This is a genomic window from Undibacterium sp. GW821-FHT11H02 (assembly GCF_058808015.1).
Map to the genome: position 1 here is coordinate 121,216 of NZ_JBXARG010000009.1, position 20,436 is coordinate 141,651.

Here is a 20,436-nt window from a genome sequence, read left to right on the forward strand (position 1 = left end):
TCAATTTCGGGGCATTCTGCGTCGCAATCAGAATGTCCCGATTTTATTTACATCAACAATGACTTCTTCAGACGAAGTTGTTTTCCCAAAACCACGTTGCGCTAACAAGTCCGCTTGCTGATTTCTAGCACGTGGTAGCCACTGCAAGTTTGCACCGTGAATTTGTTGCAGCAATTCTTTAGCCTCTTTGCGCAAGTCCTCTAAAGCTTTTGCTGGCTGCTTATTCTTAGGGTCAAGATCTTCAATTACTACCTGACTATCTCCATAAATCAGCAGGTCACGCGCATCCTGTGCTATCGCTAATTTCAACAGCGCGATCAAAGCCTGATATTCGGCCTCGCTACTATTACCATAAGCAATCGAACGACTCACTTGCCACTCACGACCATCCGGTGCCCGTAGCACTGCACCAATCGCACAAGCGCCAGGATTTGGGCGTGCCGAACCATCAAACCATGCACACCAGGCCAAAGCTGGAATCACTTTTTTCGCTTGCTTTGCACTAAGTTTTTGCTGCGCCAACTGGCGTTTTTTCTCCTTGATTTCAGCCAGCTCATTCATCTGTTGACGACGTAGTTCCAAAAAATGATTCAAACCCTGCTGTCCTGCCGTTGCACTTAATACCTGCTCCAAAGCCTGGGCGAAAGAAACACCGTCGCGCTTGACCAAGCGCCGACTTTTTACCAATTCACGGTGAAATGCCAAAGTTTGTAAAGTATCGATGTCCAAGTTCACAGGAGCGCCGCTAACAAAATAAAAAGTATGATAGAGAAACACAGAGCCGACTATTGTAAACTGACATATTGCAATGATTTCACTCAACTAACAATAAATCACTTCGTCCAACCAAGGAATACTTATGTCACTCGCTCAGCACTTGCAATTAATGGCTCAATATAATCAATGGATGAATCAAAAACTGTATGACACAGCAGCCAACTTATCCGCAGATGCTTTAAGGGAAAATCGTGGTGCATTTTTTGGCTCCATTTTTTCGACTTTAAATCATCTGGCCGTAGCGGATACCATTTGGATTAGACGTCTAAGCGCGAACTTTCCCGCTGAGTGGGAATTAGAGGAGGCTAAACACTTGCAACAAATTCAGGCGCTTGACCTGACTTTGTTCGAAGACTTCGAGGCACTGCGCCTTTATCGCCACAAACTAGATAACATGTTGCTACAGCTGAGTCTGAAAGCCCAAGACAAAGATCTGCTCCTACCTGTCTCGTATCTCGATATCAAAGCTAATCCTCACACGAAACAGTTATTTAGCCTGCTCATGCATATCTTCAATCACCAGACCCACCATCGTGGACAAATCACGACCATGTTCAGCCAAGCTGGTGTCGACGTGGGCGTGACAGATTTAAATGCCTTGATCCCAGAGGTGTAAGCCAGCAGTCAGAGCTCACAAATACAGCAAGAAAAGCATGACAGCGCGGAATTCTCACGTCCGTTTTATTACAAATTAGTACTCACTTGGCTCAAATGCTGACATCACTGAACCTGGGGAAAATCGCTAATTTCAAGCTTGATCTATCACGTCGAAGGGCGCACACGCCCGCTATTTAGTAACATATGAATAAGCCTCAATAAAACAAAGCCATGTTGCTTGTGCGACCTCGATCAAGGGGCATTAGTAAGAATTCCGCATTTCTATATAGTCAAACCACATATAAGCAAATAAATACTAAGTAGTTTGTTATAAAGCGTCAGCAACTTATCATGCATGCTACTTTGTATGAGGCGCTATGACACTTACCTATATTATTTCCGGTTTCGCAGTTGGCACTCTGGTCGGTTTGACTGGTGTCGGTGGCGGCTCTTTAATGACGCCCTTGCTGACCCTGTTATTCGGCGTCTCGCCTGCAGTAGCGGTAGGTACAGACTTGGCGTTCGCTTCTATCACGAAAGCCACTGGCACCTTCACTCATCGTTTGCGCGGCACGGTCGAATGGCATGTCGTGCGTTTGCTGTGTTACGGCGCGCTGCCTGCAGCTTTGGTCGCGACCTTAGCCTTGAAACAATTTGGAGGCTTAAGCCAGGAATTAGGTCAGATCATTCGCTACTCTATCGCTGGATCGGTCTTCTTAACCGTCATTGCTATCTTATACCGTAGCAAATTAATCGCCTGGATCAATGCTCACCCAGAACGTCAATTGCATGGACAAAAACTCGCTATTGCCACGATTACTGCTGGCGCTATCTTAGGTATATTGGTCACGATTTCCTCGATTGGGGCGGGTGCAATCGGTGCCACTATTCTAGTTTTGCTGTATCCGAAAATGCCAGCAGCCCACGTCGCTGGCACTGACATCGCCTATGCGGTGCCATTGACCGCAATCGCAGCAATTGGTCACTGGTGGTTAGGCTCAATTAATTGGGAATTATTAGGCTCATTGTTGCTGGGCTCAGTGCCAGGCATCACCTTGGGTTCACTGGCGGCGAAAGCCGTACCCGAAAAATTATTGCGCGGCATTTTAGCGACAACCTTGACTTTGGTGGCTTGCAAATTAGTGCTTTAGTTCTTCTGTTTGTGGTTAGCAGAAACGAAGCTGTAGCCCCATACCCATAACAACAGCGCGCTTTTTAATCATTACGCTCATAACCTCAATGCCCGGTCTGTATATAAGCCGTATTTGCAAATCAGGTGCTCAGGTGCATTTATATAGGAAGTTTGAAGATGTATCGTTACGACCAACATGATCATTTGATCGTCCAAGAACGCGTTGCCCAATTTCGCGATCAGGTAAGCCGCCGTATCGCGAACGAGTTAACGGAAGATGAATTCCGTATTTTGCGTCTGCAAAATGGTTTATACATGCAGCGTCATGCCTACATGTTGCGCGTTGCCGTGCCTTATGGTTTGGTGTCATCAACTCAAATGCGCAAATTCGCTTTCATTGCGCGCACGTATGACCGTGGTTATGGTCACTTCACCACACGCCAAAATATTCAATACAACTGGATCAATCTGGAAGACACACCCGACATCTTGGCGGAATTGGCAAGCGTAGAAATGCACGCGATTCAAACCTCGGGCAATTGCATGCGCAATATCACGTCGGATGAATTTGCGGGTGTGGCAGCCGATGAGATTATTGATCCTCGCCCCTATGCGGAAATCTTGCGCCAATGGACGACCTTTCATCCCGAGTTCGCTTACCTGCCGCGCAAATTTAAGATCGCCATCAATGGTGCAAAAGAAGACCGCGCAGCGATTGCCGTCCACGATATAGGCTTAACGGTGGTACATAACGAGGCCGGTGAAGTTGGCTTTAAGGTGATGGTCGGCGGGGGCATGGGACGTACGCCAATTTTGGGTAGTGTGATTCGTGAGTTCTTACCGTGGCAGCACGTGATGACCTATTTGGAAGCGATTTTGCGTATCTATAATCAATTTGGCCGTCGCGATAATATTTACAAAGCACGTATCAAGATTTTGGTCAAAGCCGTAGGCGTAGAAGATTTCACGCGTCAGGTCGAAGAAGAGTGGCAAGATATTAAAGACGGTCCGGGCACACTGACTGAAGCTGAATTGCAACGAGTGGCCGCCTATTTCACCGCCCCAGCCTATGCCGATTTAGCTGCGACAGACAGCAATTTTGTGCAATTACAACAAGAAAATAAGGCATTTTCTAATTGGGTGAAGCGGAATGTAAAAGCGCACAAACAAGCGGGTTACAATGCCGTTGTGTTATCACTTAAGAAACCTGGTGTACCGCCCGGTGATGCGAGTGCAGATCAAATGGATTTCGTCGCAGATTTGGCAGATCGCTATAGTTTTAGCGAAATTCGTGTGACCCATGAACAAAATTTGGTATTGGCCGATGTGGAGCAAAGTCGTTTGTTCGAGCTTTGGAAAGAAGTCAAAGCACATGGCTTGGCGACGCCCAATATTGGTTTATTGACCGATATGATTTGCTGCCCCGGTGGTGATTTCTGCTCACTGGCCAATGCAAAATCGATTCCGATTGCACTCGATATTACCGACCGCTTCAATGACCTCGATTACTTGCATGATATCGGTGATCTGGAATTGAATATGTCTGGCTGTATCAATGCCTGCGGTCATCATCATGTGGGCAATATCGGTATCTTGGGTGTCGATAAAGATGGCAGCGAATGGTATCAAGTCTCTATCGGTGGTGCGCAAGGCAATCAATCCGCCATCGGCAAGATCATAGGACCATCATTTTCAGCTGGACAGATGCCAGAAGTGATAGACCGCATCGTGCAAGTGTATCTGCGTGATCGTATAAATGGCGAACGTTTCATTGATACCGCACAACGTCTGGGTATCGCGCCATTCAAAGAATATGTTTATGCAACACCTATAAAAACAATCGAGCATCACGGAGAAGATGCCGGTTCTGCAGTTGTGTACTAAGGGGAGAATGGAATGAGTAAAATAATTAAGGATCGCGCAGTCGTCGATGATGATTGGGAAATTTTGCAATTGTCTGAAGACGACAGTGCCGATTCAATTGTGGTACCAGAAGGCAAAGTCATCGTGCCTTTGAAAGTATGGCAGTTGCAAAGAGAAAGCTTATTAACTCGTGCAAAAAATCGCGCCGATATCGCAGTCTGGTTTAGCAGCAATGAACAAGCCAAAGAGTTAAGTCATGACCTTTCCTTGTTTGCTTTGTTAGCCGTTGATTTTCCAAAATTTGCTGATGGTCGTGGCTATTCCATCGCCTACAACTTACGCACCCGTTTCAACTACACAGGTGAATTACGCGCGATTGGTGACGTGTTGCGTGATCAATTGTTTTATATGCAGCGTGTTGGTTTCAATGCATTTGCTGTACGTGCCGACAAAAATATTCATGATGCGATCAAAGGTTTGACGGATTTCAGTGAAAAGTATCAGACCTCGGTTGATGAGAAAAATCCGCTTTTCCGTCGTGTGGAAAGAACAGGTATTTAAATGAGTGAGTATGCAGCACGCTTGACGACGACACTCAGTATTCTAGAGAAAATTGCGACTGAGTTTTCCCCTGCAGTCTTCGCTTCTAGTTTGGCAGCAGAAGACATGGTCTTGACCGATCTGATTTTGCGCCACAAGTTAAATATAAAGATTTTTTCTTTGGAAACGGGGCGCTTGCACAAAGAAACTTTGAGCATGTTAGAGCGTATCAAAGAGACCTATGAGTATGAGGTCAAACTCTATAAGCCTGAAGCGGAAGCAGTCGACAATTATGTCAAACGACACGGTTTGAATGCATTTTACGATAGCGTCGACATGCGTAAAGAATGCTGCAGAATTCGTAAAGTAGAGCCCTTGAATCGCGCGTTAAACGGCAACAAGGCTTGGATCACAGGCCAACGCCGTGCGCAGTCTGCCACTCGTGCTGAATTAGCCGTACAAGAAGACGATGTCGCCCATGCTATGCAAAAATTCAATCCTTTGACGGATTGGTCCGAAGAAGACGTTTGGCACTATATTCGTAGCAATAATGTGCCGTACAATTCTCTGCATGACAAAGGCTACCCATCAATAGGCTGCGAGCCCTGCACCCGTGCCATACAGCCAGGTGAAGATGTACGCGCAGGACGCTGGTGGTGGGAAAATCCCGAATCCAAGGAATGTGGTTTGCATGTGGTTGATGGGAAATTGGTTCGCATCAAAAGTATTTAATAAAATTTAGCTTAAAAATCTAAAACCCCTCAACACAGAGACACTGAGAAAAGCAGGAGAAAATCATTTCCTCCTTTTCCAGTAGAACTCTCTGGTTTTCACTCCTTATCTCTGTGTCTCTGTGTTGAGAGGTTTAAAAATAATGAATTCAAAGGTCAAGCATGAACACCGTAGTTGAAAATCACTTCATTGATGCAGCGAGTAATCGCCATCTCGATTGGCTGGAATCGGAAGCCATCCACATCATGCGTGAAGTGGCTGCCGAATGTACTAACCCTGCCCTGCTGTTTTCAGGCGGTAAGGATTCTGTGGTGTTATTACGTATCGCAGAAAAAGCCTTCCGCCCGGGGAAATTTCCCTTCCCATTGGTGCATGTCGATACGGGGCATAATTTCCCTGAAGTGATTACTTTCCGCGACAAACGTGTAGCAGAATTAGGCGAACGCCTGATCGTGGGTTCAGTCGAAGACTCTATCAATCGCGGCACCGTGCGCTTGCGTAATCCCAAAACAGATTCACGCAATGCAGCGCAAGCCGTGACTTTATTGGAAACGATCGCGGAGCATAAATTTGATGCTTGCATAGGCGGTGCGCGTAGAGATGAAGAAAAAGCCCGCGCCAAAGAACGTATCTTTTCTTTCCGTGATGAATTCGGCCAATGGAATCCAAAAGCGCAACGCCCTGAATTGTGGGACTTGTATAACACCCGTGTGCATCCGGGTGAAAACATGCGTGTCTTCCCAATTTCTAACTGGACTGAACTCGATGTCTGGCAATACATCGCCCGTGAAAAACTCGAGTTACCACCAATCTATTTCGCGCATGAACGTGAAGTGATTCCACGCAATGGCTTACTGGTTCCGGTGACAGAGTTAACGCCGCCGCGTGCAGGTGAGACGGTAGAAAAACAAGTGGTGCGTTTCCGTACCGTCGGGGATATTTCCTGCACTTGCCCGGTCTCTTCCGATGCTGCCACAGTCGAAGCGATTATCGAAGAAACCGCAGTCACTCAAATTACAGAACGCGGCGCAACACGCATGGATGATCAGACTTCTGAATCATCGATGGAAAAACGTAAAAAAGAAGGATATTTCTAATGAGCACCCAGGTACAACAAACCGCCACTACTATCGATGTCGCTCGTGAGCGTGGCCTGCTGCGTTTCATTACGGCCGGCTCCGTCGACGACGGCAAGAGTACGCTCATCGGTCGTTTACTGTTTGATAGCAAGGGCATCTTTGCCGATCAGTTAAATGCGATTTCTAAAGCGAAACACAAACGCACCGTCGGCGACACGATAGATTTATCATTGCTGACCGATGGTTTGGAAGCTGAACGCGAACAAGGTATTACCATCGACGTCGCTTACCGTTATTTCGCAACACCGAAACGCAAGTTCATCATCGCTGATACACCGGGTCACGAACAATATACGCGCAACATGGTGACTGGTGCATCGACTGCCGACGCCGTCATCATTTTGATCGACGTATCGAAAGTCAAACTCGGCGATGATGGCAGCGTGGAACTCCTCACACAAACTAAACGTCATTCAACTATAGCCCATTTACTGCAAATCGAACACGTGATCGTTGCCGTTAACAAAATGGATTTGGTAAATTACGATCAAACTGTGTACGACCGTATCGTCGGGGCTTACCAAGAATTCGCTGCACAATTAGGTTTGCGCGACGTACATCCTATTCCTTTGTCGGCGTTAGCGGGCGATAACGTTGTCACCAATAGCGATAATCTGGCGTGGTACCAAGGTCCAACTTTGATCGAGCTATTGGAATCTTTAAGCGTCTACGATGAATGCCATGACGAGCCTTTCCGCTTCCCTGTGCAATTAGTAGCGCGCCATAATGGTCATGAAGCGAACGACTTCCGTGGCTATATGGGCCGAATTGAAGCTGGAAAGATCAGCGTCGGCGATAGCATCGTGGTGCAGCCATCTGGCCAGACCGCAACGGTCAAAGATATTCAAACTTTGGATGGTTCATTGCAGACCGCTGTAGTTGGTCAATCTGTCACCATTTTGCTGAATGAATATGTCGATATTTCACGCGGCGATATGTTGGCAAGTGCCGACCGTCCAGCGACCATCTTGAAGTCGGTCAGCGCCGACTTGTGTTGGTTATCCGAAGAAGCCTTGGATGTGCGTCGCAAATATTGGCTGAAGCACACAACACGTCAAGTTGCCGCCCGTGTTGCATCGGTCGACACTTTATTAGATATCAATACCCAAGAACGCCGTGCAACTGATACACTTAAATTGAACGACATCGCTCGCGTCAACATCAATGTACAGCAAGCCCTGGCGGCCGATGCTTACGACATCACCCGCGCTACAGGTGCATTTATTTTGATCGACGAAGTCACCCATCAAACTGTCGCAGCGGGAATGATACGTCTTGGCTAATCAACATCAATCAGCAACACCCTCCATCAACACAACAACCGGTATCGTCTATTTAGTCGGTGCCGGTCCGGGTGCAGCTGATTTGATTACTGTGCGCGGTGCAAAACTTTTAGCGCAAGCGAATATCGTTTTGCACGATGCATTGGTCACTTCAGAAATGCTGGAACTCTGCCCGCAAGCAATCAAAGTCTCGGTAGGCAAACGCAGCGGACAACGCTCGGCTGCGCAAGAACACATCAATCAACAATTAGTCGAAGCGGCCCAACAACACGCCATCGTGGTGCGTCTGAAAGGGGGCGACCCTATGTTATTCGGGCGTGCCGATGAAGAAATGACGGCACTAGAACAAGCTGGAATACATTTTGAAATCGTACCCGGGATTACCACCGCCATGGCGGCTGCCGCCAGCGTAAAATTGCCACTAACCAAACGAGGCGTGGCACGCAGTGTCGCCCTCTTCACTTCAAGTACAGCACCCGGCGAATCAGCCGAAACCCGCATTCCTGATTGCGACACTCTGGTTCAATACATGGGCGGTAAAGAAGCAATACTGACCGCACAACGCATGCTGGCAAAAGGTTTTTCTGCTCACTTGCCTATCGTGATCGTAGAGAGCTGCAGTCGCTCCGAGGAAAAACATCTGCACCTGACACTGGCGGACTTGGCACATGGTTTGACACCTAGCGAAGGGCCTGTGTTGGTGATGATGGGTGAGTCGTTCAGAGCAAGAAAATCGAAGTAATACCGCCGTCGATTTATTGTTTCACCAGCAGTTTAGGGCCCCAAAAAACACTAACATCTCCTTGATGAATAGTTTGAATAATCAAGGATTTTAAACGCTTCACTTCTGACGCAAACACAGGCTCCTTACCATCACGTTCAATTTCTCTTTCCACCAAAGCCTGTACACTTTTTTCACAAATCGACATAAGATAACAATTCATCTTCAAATCGATTTCATCAGCACCACAACCACTTCCTAAGTCGCAAGCAGCCAATCGCCAGGCGTACTGATATGCTTCAGTAGCATCCAAAAGATTGTCAGACCGAAACGAAGCCGGCAGCTCATTTTTTGCCAACTTCGCCGCCAGGCTGCGGATAAGATCAGGATTTTTTGTATTGATGATATCAGTCACTAAAGCTTCAAGTTCTCGCTTTGCAGATTCAGGCTCAAAGTTTTTATTCAGCCGCGTATATAAAGCAAATATCGCGTCATTTTTTACACTGTCTGCTTTCAAAAGCGTTTGTTCTTCAGCGAAAAGATCAAAGCCTTCAAAACTTAAGCAGCGGTCACGTAAAAAGCTAAATGCAGCCTCTCTCGCCAAATTGAGTGCATGAACTTCATCTGTTTGATGTTTAACGACTGTGTTGGCCTCAAAACTAGAAGGGAAACCACTACGAAATAGCGCGCACTCTGCGATAGCGCTTCGTGCATAAAATACACTTCCTTGGGCAGCGCTATTTTTGAGTTTTTGAACCAATGCCCGCAGATTTCTTGAGCGTCTGAATTCAGTCGCAATCATTTCAAGTTCGTGAGGTGATTGCTTTGCGTTCTCAGCAATCGTCACAGAACCTACAGGTTTTTCTATTTTTCGATCTACCTGATTTGACATTGGGGGTGAAGGCTCATTTTCCACCCGCCCCCAAAAAAAGAAAAAAGCAAGTAGCGCCGCCAGACCAACTATGACAAAGCTAATAACTGGTTTAGTCATGTTGTATTGTTCGACACACTTGCGATTAATGAGCAAAAAATAAGTAAATACTATTGAGTCTTAGGTTTGAATGCATCCCAGTCACCGGCATTCACCACCTCAGACAATCGTTTATAAAATCCCATTAGTTGGGGCAGACGATCGGCCTCGTTGCCATTCTTCAAGTCCATTTCTATGTAATCCAAATAAGATTTTCCGCACAAATTGAATTGCAGACAAGCGATCATCACGGTTTGATGCGTGACATCACATTGCAAGCCTAGTGAGCACGGCACCAAGGTCCAAGCTTGCATCATATTACGTCCTGCTGGACTATTAACTTCATAGGCAATGCCATCCAACCAATACACTCTCGATTGAGCTAAATTACCTACGTTCAAGCTATAACCGTAACGCTCAATCAAAAGAGGATCTTTTGTGGCAAATATTTTTTTATTGATTTTATCAAGGGAAGCAGCCTTCTTCACCGCATCTTTCTGCGCATTCACGCTTTCGAGATCGGCAACAATCCGATAAAAAATATCCCCTGATTGTTTTGCTTGTTGACTCATAGTACGTAACACTGCATCTGAGATTTCACTCGACAAAAACCCTTGGCAAAGGGTTTTCAGGGACTCAAAAGCTTGTTGGCGTTTTGGGTAATTTTCGGGTGTGTAGTAACTTCCATACTTTGCAATTGACTCATTGCTGGTCACAAAATTTCGTACCATTAGACAATCCCTCACCCCTTTTTCTGCATAGAACCAGCCACCTAATTCTGGATGCTGTTTTGCCCACTCAACAAAAACCCGCATGTCTTTTGCTTGAGCGTATTTATTCGCCAACACATTCAAACTTGGAGCGGCTAAAATTGGCGCTTTCTCAGTTACTGCATTGAGCGACATCGAACTATCATTAACGCTTGCCCCACCTGATAAACTCCTGGCAAGCTCAGAAGTTGGCGCAATTGTTTCAATTTGCGCAAAGAAAAAATACATCCCAATTATGATCAATCCAGCGATTGTGAATGCACTAAATGTATTCTTGGGACTAGGCCTATTCATTCTATTTTTCTCTGAGTTTATTAGCAGTTTGGGCTAGGTTCGAGCTGACCAGAGCCTATGGCCTGGGTCAAGAATGCTGTCAGAAGTGATGCGCCTAGGTTTTATTGAAAAAAAACTGAGCACTATCGCAATGGATTTATACATTAAGTCCAATTGATTTGGATTCGGTACAAATCCTCAATTTCGATTCAGAGCACCAACACAATAATCACGAATCGCCAGCAATACCGCGGGATTTTCACCCGCGGCTTCGACTTGTTCCAATTTTAAATGCGGAAAGCGAACACGCAATTCCTCCACCATCAAAGGCAAGTCACGTAATACATGTCCGCCCTGTCCAAGAAAAATCGGTGTGATGGTGATGTCTTCGCAACCTGCATTGACTAAATCTGCGACCAACTCAGGCAGCTGAGGTTGCATCAATTCTAGAAACGCCAACTCAACCCGCATCTCGGGCAAGCTCTCTTGAGTCAATTTTTGCAGTCGTTGAAATGGCGCTGCCCAGCTTGCAGCGCGTGCACCGTGGGCGAAAAGGATCAGGGCTTTTTTAGACATCGAGGCAGGCTTTCAATTAACTAATTACGTTCAACGTAACGCAGGCCAGCGAAGGCCATGCCTGAAAATAATAAACTAGGGAATAAGGCAGTGATAAGCGCAGGCCAGGTATTAATCATGCCTAGATGTGAGAACAAACTGTTCACCAGATAAAACACCATGCCTAACATAATGCCACTGAAAATACGCAGGCTGATACCACCATCCCGCGCATGCAAATAAGCGAAGGGTAAGGCCAGTGCCATCATCACTAAAATAGAAATCGGGTAAGTAAGTTTTTTCCAAAACGCGATTTCATAGCGTTCTGTGGATTGCTTATTTTCAGATAAATGTCGGGTGTAGGATGCCAACTCATACGCAGACATACGATCAGGATCAATAAACAGCACCGCCAAAATATCCGGGGTAATTTCTGACTCTAAGTCTTTCGACGCCAGCTTGTGCGTATTCGAAGCAATCTTAGTTTCTTCTGCCAAGTTCTTAGGAAAATCAGTTTCTACCACATCGCTTAAACGCCAAACATGAGAGCGAACGTACTCCGCCTTGCTGGCATTAATTTCGCGTAGTAATTGAAAATTAGTATCAAACTCATACACTTTGACACCCAATAATGCACGGGTCGGGGAGACTTCGCGTACATTCAAAAATCGGGTGCCGATAACCAAAGATTTATCGTGAGCATCACGGATCAAATCCTTGGTCCACAAGCCGCTGCGAAAGCCTTGTGTGACTGGACCATTCGTCGCCGCGAGCTTCACTTTTTTTGCCGTCTTCGCGGATATAGGTGCAATCACTTCACCGAGCAAAAATGTAAATGCGATCAAAATAATCGCTATCTTTGCCAACATTTTCGCAGCGGTCCAGGACGACATACTGGCGGCACGCATGATAGTGAATTCCGAATTGCTGGCAAATTGTGCCAATACGTAGATAGTGCCGATTAATGCTGCAATGGGTAGAAAATCATAGGCATTGCCAGGAATATTCAAGAGCACGTAGAGCAAAGCATGTTTGATCTGATAACCGCCTTTATTCACCGAAGAGGCTTCATTCATTAAATCAAAAAATGAAGTGAGCACCAGCAAGGCGAGTAAGACAAAAAACACGGCACGAATAATTTCCGTGCCAAAATAACGCTGTAGAACTTTCATTATGAATTCACCGTTTGATCTTCAGCGCACTTCTGCTCTTTTTTAATTTGTATACAGCCCTTGATACGATTCCAGATGCCGCTAGGATGCAAAGGACTATTTAATTTCAGACGCCATACAAAAAATATCGCGATGAAAAGCGCAACCGTCGCATGCATAGGCCAAGACGCTTTCCAGAAGCTCAAACGACCTTCCACGACGGCCAGTTGCAACATATTTAAAATATTTAAGTTAATCGCGACAAAAACCAAGGCCACAATCATGTTAGCCGAACGTCCAACGCGGGGATTAACAAAGCCCAGTGGAATCGCCAACAGCATTAATAGCAAACCCATAAAAGGCAAGGAAACGCGCCACAGCAATTCGCCATCATGGCTAGGATTGGGTTGGTCCAATAATGCTTGCAATGGTAAGGCTTTGGCCGATTTATTATTGGTATCCAGCGTATTTTGTGCCGAGACCAAGACCGCATATTTTTCAAATTGCATCATCTGAAAATCACCTTCGGTCGGCAGACCATCATAGCGCCGCCCCTTACTCATGACCAGAAAACGATCGCCATGCGCATCAATTTCTATCTTACCTTCTTTCGCCACGATCACACTTGAACGTCCATTATTCATCATGCTGGTGAAAATATTTTGTACTTTACTCAGATCACCTGAAACTTCTTCCACGAACGAGACTCGACCACCACTGCGTGACTCTTGAAACTTACCTGGCGCGACTTTCGCGATATCTTCACGCTTTTCGTAGCGATTGCGCACTTCCATTTTTTGCTCATTCGCCCAGGGTGACACCACCAAACTTAAAGTCGCCACTATTAAAACCAGAGGAATGCCAACACTTAACACGGGCTTAATCCATTTCGTCAAACTCAAACCTGAGGCAAACCACACCACCATTTCCGAATCTTGATAAGCGCGCGTCACTACGAGCAAGACCGAGATGAATCCTGTAAGTATCAATAAAATCGGAAAATAGTCCAAAGAATTAAAGCCGATCAAAATCAGGACATCCGTGGATGCCACTTTACCGCCCGCCGCTTCACCCAAAATGCGGATCAGCATAAAGGTCACAGTAATTGTAAATAAGGTCGTAAATACAGCGCCAGCAGCACTGAGCAATTCTCGTCTGAGCGCACGTTCAAAAATCATAGGGATAAATAACTTTAATAATCAGGACGTTAATCGAGTCGTAAGTCTGCGGCTTGCAAACGCCGGGAAATCGATTCCAGCGCTATAAGGCGGTTATAATAATCGTTTTACCTAATTCTTCGCGACATTTGAGAATCTAATCGCTGAAAAATTGATCATTAAGATCAAAGAACTGATCGTTAAAACGGATCACCAATAAGGAGCAAAACGTGGACTTTAGCATAAAAACACTAGTAGCAAAAAGCGCGGCAGATAACCTAAGCACGGTCAAAACTGGCTGCATCGTGGTCGGCGTATTCGAAAACAAGAAATTGTCGGCACAAGCGCTACAATTAAATAAGAAAACAGCCATCGATGCCGCCTTAAAATCCGGCGACATCACGGGCAAAATCGGCTCTTCCCTGCTCTTGCGCAATCTCGCTGACGTTGCCGCCGAACGCGTGTTATTGGTGGGATTGGGCGACGATCCAGCCAAAGTCAGCGAAAAAGCCTACAACACCGCCTTACAAGTTGCTGCTCGTAGCTTAAACAACCTTGGTGCTGGCGATGTCAGCATTGCTCTGCCCACCGTCGATGGACGTGATTTGGCATGGTCGATCCGCCAAGCGGTAATCGCTTTCCACGAAGCAGTGTTCCGTACTGACGCACATAAGAGTAAAAAAGACACGATCGCAGCTAATGTAAAAAAAGTAGCGATTATTGTCGCAACAAGCGAAGCGAACGCGGCCAAATTAGCATTAGCGCAAAGTATCGCTTTGGTAAATGGCATGGAATTAACGAAAGAGCTAGGCAATATGCCAGCCAATTTCTGCACACCGACGCACTTGGCCAACACCGCCAAGAAGATCGCCGCCGAATTCAAAATGGGTGTGGAAGTACTGGAACGCAAGCAAATTCAAGCTTTGAAGATGAATAGCTTCTTGTCGGTTTCCGCTGGCACGGATGAGCCACCTAAGTTCATCGTTTTAAAACACATGGGCGGTAAAGCCAAAGACGCGCCCGTGGTCTTGGTCGGCAAAGGTATTACCTTCGACTCCGGTGGTATCTCTTTAAAACCAGGCGCAGGCATGGATGAGATGAAATATGACATGGGTGGCGCTGGCTCTGTGCTCGGCACTATGCGCGCTATCGGTGAAATGAAATTGAAACTGAATGTCATTGCAGTCATCCCAACTTGCGAAAATATGCCTTCTGGCAGCGCCACACGTCCCGGCGATATTGTTACCTCCATGTCCGGTCAAACCATAGAAATTTTAAATACTGATGCAGAAGGTCGTTTGATTTTATGTGATGCGCTGACCTATGTTGAGCGTTTCAAACCCGCGGCTGTGATCGACGTTGCCACCTTGACTGGCGCGATTATTACTTCACTGGGTCACCATACAACAGGCCTGTTTACGCGCCATGACGATACCCATGACAAATTAGCAGAGGAATTGCTGGCGGCGGGTAAACAAGCCAATGACGTCGCTTGGCGCATGCCAATTGGCGAGCTGTATAACGAGCAGTTGAAATCGAATTTCGCCGATATCGCGAACATCGGAGGCCCAGCGGCAGGCTCAATTACCGCGGCTTGTTTCCTTGAGCGTTTCACTAAGAAATACACCTGGGCACACTTAGATATCGCCGGTGTATCGTGGAAATCGGGCGCAGCCAAAGGCGCTACTGGCCGTCCAGTACCTATGCTGACAGCTTTCTTAGTGAACCGCGCTGGCTAAGCTGCTGATGTAGTCTATCAACGCGCTCTTTGTCCGCATCGAGCGCGTTTTTTATTTTTACGAATCCAGCTTTTGCGTGAGATCAAATATGAAACTAGTTACCTGGAATGTGAACTCCCTGAAGGTGCGCCTGCCACAAGTTTTACAATGGCTGGAAGCTAATCCTGTTGATGTCTTGTGCATACAAGAAACCAAATTAACCGACGATAAATTTCCACAAGTAGAAATCGAAGCCGCCGGTTATCAAGTCGCCTTCACCGGACAAAAAACCTACAACGGCGTCGCCATCCTTTCCCGTCATCCTATAGAGGAGGTGCAGAAAAACAATCCCCTGTTTGAAGATGAGCAGCAACGCATCATCGCCGCTACGATCGCCGGTATGCGCATCATCTGCGCCTATGTGCCGAATGGTCAGGCGCTCGATTCCGAAAAATTTCCTTACAAACTGCGTTGGCTGGCGGCTTTACACACTTGGGTCAAGAGCGAAATGGCGCAGTATCCGCAACTCGCTTTATTAGGCGACTACAACATCGCGCCAGATGATCGTGACGTTCATGATCCCGCAGCGTGGGAAGGCATGAATCTGGTTTCTCCACCGGAACGCGCGGCTTTTCAAGCTTTGATCGATTTGGGTCTGAGCGATAGCTTCCGTCAATTTGATCAAGCTGAAAAAACATTTAGCTGGTGGGATTATCGCCAACTGGGTTTCCGCCTAAATAAGGGCGTCAGAATCGATCATGTGCTACTTTCAAAACCGCTGGCCGAGCGTTGCACTTCTTGCGTCGTTGATAGAGTGCCGCGCAAATGGGAACAACCTTCTGATCACGCGCCAGTAATTGCGACTTTAGATTAGCAGCAAGGAAGAAGTTCCACGATACGCAAAAATCGCCGCAACAAAAAAGTAAAAAACCGACCGTTAATAAAAATAGCAGTCGGCTTTTTTATTGATCTGAGACAAAATAAGTTGAGATTCCCTGATTGCCGTGTTTAGCATGCGATTTTTCAGGTCAATTCCATGTAACACTCGGAATACACTTTTTTCTAGCCTGAGAGCCTGTCCCTATGCCGACATCTGCCCAAGATAAAATTCAAGGACTGACTTCACAACAGGCCTTAGCGCAGTTACAGCACGATGGTCCAAACGAACTAGCCACGGCACAACCGCAAAAATTATGGCAAATTGCCTGGCAAGTGGTTTCAGAGCCGATGATTCTGCTACTAATCGCCTGTGGCAGCATTTATCTGGTGTTGGGCGACTGGCACGAGGCGCTGGTGTTATGTGGTTTTGTCGCTGGCATGCTGATTATTAGCTTTTATCAGGAACATAAAACGGAAAGAGCCCTAGAGGCTTTACGTGACTTGTCCAACCCACGCGCGCTGGTCATTAGAGATGGTGTGACAGTAAGCATTCCAAGTAATCAAGTCGTAATCGGGGACTATCTGGTGGTGGGCGAAGGCGACCGCATCGCTGCTGACGGCCTATTAGTTACAAGCCTGAACTTAAGCGTGGACGAGTCATTATTGACAGGAGAATCGGTCGCCGTCGACAAAGCAGCTGATAGCAAACTTCTGGACGACAACAGCACTCGCGAGATCAAAGCCAAATTAGCTAACGATACGGACGACCATCGTGCCGGCTTACTCTTTTCTGGCAGTTTGGTCGTTCGAGGTAAAGGCATCGCTGTGGTAAGCCACACCGGTAGCAGCACCGCTATCGGTAAAATTGGTCAAGCACTGGCATCAATTAAAGAAGAACCAACCCGGGTACAAAAAGAGACGCGCAAAGTCGTCAAGTATGTTGCGCTCGCCAGTATCGTTTTAGCGGTATTACTGGCGAGCTGGTATGGCTATACACGCGAGGATTGGATACGTGGCGCTTTAGTGGGGCTGACTTTTGCCATGGCGATGATTCCTGAAGAACTTCCCATCGTACTCACCATTTTTCTGGGCATCGGTGCCTGGCGTATAGGTCAAAAACAAGTTTTAACACGCCGTATTCCCGCTATCGAAACTTTGGGTTCTGCCAATGTCCTGTGTGTTGATAAGACAGGTACTTTGACGCAAAACAAAATGGCTCTTGCCGAACTCGCGGCGGACGATCAGCACTTTGTATGTCACTCAGAAGAGAAATTGCCCGACAAGCTACATGAGCTTTTAGAATTTGCGATCTTAGCCAGCCAAAGCCAGGGCAATGAACCTATGGATAATGCCTTGCAACAAGCAGGGCAAAATTACTTAAGGGGTACCGAGCATCTGCACCAAAATTGGACACTTCTGGAAGAGTACCCACTATCAAAAGAACTGATGGCAATTTCACGTGCCTGGCAAAGTAAGGACAATAATATTGCACATCAGATTATCGCAAGCAAAGGTGCGCCTGAAGCGATTGCAGATCTTTGCCACCTGAATATTGAGCAGACAGCCAACTTGATGGTGCAAGTGAATGCCATGGCGGAGCGTGGCTTGCGCGTGCTGGCAGTGGCCAAAGCAGAATTTAGTCAAATTAATGAGGCTCAACAACAGGTGAATTTACCTTTAAGGCAGCATGATTTTGATTTCCAATTTCTAGGCTTAATTGCATTCGCTGATCCGGTTCGCGAAGGCGTCCCAACCGCGATTCAAGAATGCCGTAGTGCTGGCATACGGGTCATGATGATGACCGGTGACTATCCTGCGACGGCAATCAATATTGCACAGCAATGTGGTATTGATAGTGAAGCTGGCGTACTGACTGGCAAAAAAATGCTGTCCATGTCGGATGAGAATCTAAGAGCGCAATTAGAAAAAATCCAGATTTACTGCCGCGTCATGCCCGAACAAAAACTGCGCATCGTTCGCTTACTAAAACAATCAGGTGCTATCGTCGCCATGACGGGCGATGGAGTCAACGACGCGCCAGCACTTAAAGCGGCTCATATTGGCATTGCCATGGGCAAACGTGGTACTGATGTCGCACGTGAATCTGCAGCACTGGTCTTGCTAGACGATGCCTTTTCTTCTATCGTCGCGGCCGTCCGGTTGGGGCGACGTATCTTTGATAACTTACGTAAGACCTTGAGCTTTATCGTCGCGGCTCACATTCCTATCATTGGCCTGTCTTTCTTACCCGTCATGTTGGGCTGGCCAGTGCTTCTCATGCCTGTACACATTTTGATACTAGAATTAATCATCGATCCTAGTTGTTCCTTAGTCTTCGAAGCGGAGGTGGAAGAGGACAACATCATGCAAAGGCCACCACGCGCCATTGAATCGAGTATTTTTCAGGCAACGGTATTGTGGCGTGGTTTTTGGCAAGGCAGTATTAGTCTCTTGGCGATAATTGGCATCTATTGGGTCACCCAACAACACGCCATAGGCACCGATGAAACCCGCGCTATCACCTTCGCTGCGGTGGTCATCGGCAACTTGGGATTTATCTTCCTAAACCGTTCACTCAGTGGGAATTTGTCACAGGCGTTGCGTTCTCCCAACCCCATTTTATGGTGGGTCTGCGCGACTGCAACATTGATGTTGTGTTTGATACTAACGATCCCAAGCTTACGTCACTTATTTTACTTTGGCGACCCACAATTGCTGCATTTACTCCTGAGTGCAGGGGCGATGACTGGCGTCATGATCGTGCTGGCCCTGATTCAAAAAGTACTACTCAAATCGAAAATCGAGTTAGCTGACCGGATAATTTAGGTTTTTCACAACCCAAAATCACAAGGGAAAGTCAAATAAATTTCCATAAAGAAATTTTATCTGCTACATTGTAATTTGACGAAAGCAGCATTCAAGCACACAATCTAGCAGTGTCATTTTTAGCAAAATCAATTGACGCCATACTGGTCTGAAAGATGCATCAAACTACTTCAGATCAAACAGAGATAAATGTGATTTTCTCAATACGGAGCGACTCTGTGTCATGAATAAATCCGAAGCCCTAGCCCTATTAGTGGAACAAGCCCGTCATGGAGAACTCGTGTTTTCCGCAAGCGTTGCCACTTCCCTCAAAGTTCAAGAAGCGATCGATGTCCCCGATTGCAGCATTGATACAGCGACGAAAATCATTCTTAACGAACCCATGTTGGCGGCGAAAGTAGTTGCCGTTGCCAATAGTGCTGCCTATATGCGCGGCAATGAAGTCACGAATGTGCGATCAGCAATTGCGCGACTCGGCTTCAATACCCTGCGCGGATTAACCGCATCTATCGTCATGCGTCAAATCGCGGGAGCCAGTAAAGACCCGATTATTCGCAGCAAAATCAACCAATTATGGGAACACTCAGCACAGGTCGCCGCATTGTCTCAAGTGATCGCGCGCAGAGTGACCAAATTGAATCCAGACACGGCCATGTTCGCCGGTATTGTGCACGAAGTTGGTGGTTTCTATTTATTATCACGTGCGGAAGAATTTCCCTGCCTACTAGAACCCGATGACTTATCTGGCGCGAACGATGATGAAAGCTTTGATGAATTCCGGAATACGATCACCAAACCAGAATCAGAAGAAGTCATCATAGGACGAGCTGTTTTAAAAAACCTCAATCTCCCCTCGGAAGTAAATGAAGCTGTAGAGGCAATGTGGTATGGCTTACACGCTATGCCACCAGAGACGCTAGGTGACACATTGCTCCTCGCCAATGATTTAGCAAAAACGGTTTCGCCCTTAGATACACGCACCGATAGTGAAACGAATCGCTGCGAATCTGAAATTGATTTTGTGGTCGGCGATGGTAGTTTGCTCAGTATTCTGGAAGAATCAGAAGATGAAGTAATTACATTATCTGCTGCTTTAATTATCTAAGTTGCTGGCAGTTGCTGGTAGTTGCTAATAGTTGCTAGTAGTTGTCTATTCAGCACATTTAAAAAACTTGATTTTCTCAGCGATGATAAAAGGGTATCGAGTAAATTCGATGCCCTTTTTTATGAGCAGAACTTTGACCTAGATTACTTTCTAGCCAGCTTTACCCCATTTTTTCCACTAGCGACATAACATTGACAATACGCAAGCTGGTTATGCGATACTACGCGCTATTTTTAATCGCTTAATCA

18 protein-coding genes are annotated in these 20,436 nt (G+C 46.5%); 12 read left to right on the forward strand and 6 right to left on the reverse strand.

All coding sequences use genetic code 11. The annotated features are described in order from the left end of the window. Nucleotides 1-27 precede the first annotated feature (27 nt). Complete coding sequence (locus AC1RR2_RS11200) at nt 28-735, reverse strand: ribonuclease HI family protein (protein WP_493222334.1); 708 nt, start codon at nt 733-735, stop codon at nt 28-30. Nucleotides 736-859: 124 nt separating this feature from the next. Between AC1RR2_RS11200 and AC1RR2_RS11205 the strand changes: the two genes are divergently transcribed. From AC1RR2_RS11205 to cobA, 8 genes are all read left to right on the forward strand, one after another. Then, nucleotides 860-1,393, forward strand: coding sequence for a DinB family protein (locus tag AC1RR2_RS11205; protein ID WP_493222335.1), 534 nt, complete (start codon nt 860-862; stop codon nt 1,391-1,393). Between the two features lie 358 nt (nt 1,394-1,751). Next, nucleotides 1,752-2,525, forward strand: coding sequence for a sulfite exporter TauE/SafE family protein (locus tag AC1RR2_RS11210; protein WP_493222336.1), 774 nt, complete (start codon nt 1,752-1,754; stop codon nt 2,523-2,525). Nucleotides 2,526-2,683: 158 nt separating this feature from the next. Further along, the gene (locus AC1RR2_RS11215; RefSeq protein ID WP_493222337.1) at nt 2,684-4,390 is read left to right on the forward strand and encodes a nitrite/sulfite reductase; all 1,707 of its coding nucleotides are present in this window, start codon (nt 2,684-2,686) and stop codon (nt 4,388-4,390) included. 12 nt (nt 4,391-4,402) lie between these two features. Further along, entirely contained in the window at nt 4,403-4,930 is a 528-nt protein-coding gene (locus tag AC1RR2_RS11220) for a DUF934 domain-containing protein (RefSeq protein WP_493222338.1), read from the forward strand. Continuing rightward, a complete protein-coding gene (locus AC1RR2_RS11225) occupies nt 4,931-5,641 on the forward strand; it encodes a phosphoadenylyl-sulfate reductase (protein ID WP_493222339.1) in 711 nt (236 codons plus the stop codon). It begins immediately after the preceding gene. Nucleotides 5,642-5,802: 161 nt separating this feature from the next. After that, nucleotides 5,803-6,738 (forward strand): sulfate adenylyltransferase subunit CysD, encoded by a 936-nt coding sequence (cysD, locus tag AC1RR2_RS11230; RefSeq protein ID WP_315483638.1) that lies wholly within the window; start codon nt 5,803-5,805, stop codon nt 6,736-6,738. Continuing rightward, complete coding sequence (locus AC1RR2_RS11235) at nt 6,738-8,063, forward strand: sulfate adenylyltransferase subunit 1 (RefSeq protein ID WP_493222340.1); 1,326 nt, start codon at nt 6,738-6,740, stop codon at nt 8,061-8,063. Before cysD ends, AC1RR2_RS11235 begins: the two co-directional genes overlap by 1 nt. Beyond that, the gene (gene cobA, locus AC1RR2_RS11240; protein ID WP_493222341.1) at nt 8,056-8,805 is read left to right on the forward strand and encodes a uroporphyrinogen-III C-methyltransferase; all 750 of its coding nucleotides are present in this window, start codon (nt 8,056-8,058) and stop codon (nt 8,803-8,805) included. The genes AC1RR2_RS11235 and cobA overlap by 8 nt, the downstream gene beginning before the upstream one ends. Before the next feature lie 13 nt (nt 8,806-8,818). Here cobA and AC1RR2_RS11245 read toward each other — a convergent pair whose 3' ends face one another. The 5 genes from AC1RR2_RS11245 to lptF form a co-directional block, all read right to left on the reverse strand. Further along, nucleotides 8,819-9,775: a hypothetical protein gene (locus tag AC1RR2_RS11245; protein WP_493222342.1), complete on the reverse strand. Its 957-nt coding sequence runs from the start codon at nt 9,773-9,775 to the stop codon at nt 8,819-8,821. A gap of 50 nt (nt 9,776-9,825) precedes the next feature. Continuing rightward, complete coding sequence (locus AC1RR2_RS11250) at nt 9,826-10,659, reverse strand: hypothetical protein (protein ID WP_493222343.1); 834 nt, start codon at nt 10,657-10,659, stop codon at nt 9,826-9,828. Between the two features lie 336 nt (nt 10,660-10,995). Then, complete coding sequence (locus tag AC1RR2_RS11255; protein WP_493222344.1) at nt 10,996-11,373, reverse strand: sirohydrochlorin chelatase; 378 nt, start codon at nt 11,371-11,373, stop codon at nt 10,996-10,998. A 20-nt stretch (nt 11,374-11,393) separates the two neighbouring features. Beyond that, on the reverse strand, nt 11,394-12,524 hold the full coding sequence (gene lptG / locus AC1RR2_RS11260) for an LPS export ABC transporter permease LptG (RefSeq protein WP_493222345.1): 1,131 nt from the start codon (nt 12,522-12,524) through the stop codon (nt 11,394-11,396). Continuing rightward, nucleotides 12,524-13,681, reverse strand: coding sequence for an LPS export ABC transporter permease LptF (gene lptF / locus AC1RR2_RS11265; RefSeq protein WP_493222346.1), 1,158 nt, complete (start codon nt 13,679-13,681; stop codon nt 12,524-12,526). The genes lptG and lptF overlap by 1 nt, the downstream gene beginning before the upstream one ends. 209 nt (nt 13,682-13,890) lie before the next feature. On the opposite strand from lptF, the gene AC1RR2_RS11270 reads away from it, so the two are divergent. The 4 genes from AC1RR2_RS11270 (at nt 13,891) to AC1RR2_RS11285 (ending at nt 20,188) form a co-directional block, all read left to right on the forward strand. Beyond that, entirely contained in the window at nt 13,891-15,399 is a 1,509-nt protein-coding gene (locus AC1RR2_RS11270) for a leucyl aminopeptidase (RefSeq protein ID WP_493222347.1), read from the forward strand. Nucleotides 15,400-15,487: 88 nt separating this feature from the next. Next, complete coding sequence (gene xth / locus AC1RR2_RS11275) at nt 15,488-16,252, forward strand: exodeoxyribonuclease III (protein ID WP_493222348.1); 765 nt, start codon at nt 15,488-15,490, stop codon at nt 16,250-16,252. Nucleotides 16,253-16,461: 209 nt separating this feature from the next. Continuing rightward, nucleotides 16,462-19,083 carry a cation-translocating P-type ATPase gene (locus AC1RR2_RS11280; protein WP_493222349.1) on the forward strand — a complete coding sequence of 874 codons (2,622 nt, stop codon included), beginning with the start codon at nt 16,462-16,464 and terminating at the stop codon, nt 19,081-19,083. 223 nt (nt 19,084-19,306) lie between these two features. Continuing rightward, entirely contained in the window at nt 19,307-20,188 is an 882-nt protein-coding gene (locus tag AC1RR2_RS11285) for an HDOD domain-containing protein (protein ID WP_493222350.1), read from the forward strand. The last annotated feature ends 248 nt before the right edge of the window (nt 20,189-20,436 follow it).

What these genes read in the sequence shown, in the direction of transcription:
- AC1RR2_RS11205 (WP_493222335.1), top strand. Translation starts at nt 860, where the DNA reads ATGTCACTCGCTCAGCACTTGCAATTAATGGCTCAATATAATCAATGG.
- AC1RR2_RS11210 (WP_493222336.1), top strand. Translation starts at nt 1,752, where the DNA reads ATGACACTTACCTATATTATTTCCGGTTTCGCAGTTGGCACTCTGGTC.
- AC1RR2_RS11215 (WP_493222337.1), top strand. Translation starts at nt 2,684, where the DNA reads ATGTATCGTTACGACCAACATGATCATTTGATCGTCCAAGAACGCGTT.
- AC1RR2_RS11220 (WP_493222338.1), top strand. Translation starts at nt 4,403, where the DNA reads ATGAGTAAAATAATTAAGGATCGCGCAGTCGTCGATGATGATTGGGAA.
- AC1RR2_RS11225 (WP_493222339.1), top strand. Translation starts at nt 4,931, where the DNA reads ATGAGTGAGTATGCAGCACGCTTGACGACGACACTCAGTATTCTAGAG.
- cysD (WP_315483638.1), top strand. Translation starts at nt 5,803, where the DNA reads ATGAACACCGTAGTTGAAAATCACTTCATTGATGCAGCGAGTAATCGC.
- AC1RR2_RS11235 (WP_493222340.1), top strand. Translation starts at nt 6,738, where the DNA reads ATGAGCACCCAGGTACAACAAACCGCCACTACTATCGATGTCGCTCGT.
- AC1RR2_RS11245 (WP_493222342.1), bottom strand. Translation starts at nt 9,775, where the DNA reads ATGACTAAACCAGTTATTAGCTTTGTCATAGTTGGTCTGGCGGCGCTA.
- AC1RR2_RS11250 (WP_493222343.1), bottom strand. Translation starts at nt 10,659, where the DNA reads ATGTCGCTCAATGCAGTAACTGAGAAAGCGCCAATTTTAGCCGCTCCA.
- AC1RR2_RS11255 (WP_493222344.1), bottom strand. Translation starts at nt 11,373, where the DNA reads ATGTCTAAAAAAGCCCTGATCCTTTTCGCCCACGGTGCACGCGCTGCA.
- lptG (WP_493222345.1), bottom strand. Translation starts at nt 12,524, where the DNA reads ATGAAAGTTCTACAGCGTTATTTTGGCACGGAAATTATTCGTGCCGTG.
- lptF (WP_493222346.1), bottom strand. Translation starts at nt 13,681, where the DNA reads ATGATTTTTGAACGTGCGCTCAGACGAGAATTGCTCAGTGCTGCTGGC.
- xth (WP_493222348.1), top strand. Translation starts at nt 15,488, where the DNA reads ATGAAACTAGTTACCTGGAATGTGAACTCCCTGAAGGTGCGCCTGCCA.
- AC1RR2_RS11280 (WP_493222349.1), top strand. Translation starts at nt 16,462, where the DNA reads ATGCCGACATCTGCCCAAGATAAAATTCAAGGACTGACTTCACAACAG.
- AC1RR2_RS11285 (WP_493222350.1), top strand. Translation starts at nt 19,307, where the DNA reads ATGAATAAATCCGAAGCCCTAGCCCTATTAGTGGAACAAGCCCGTCAT.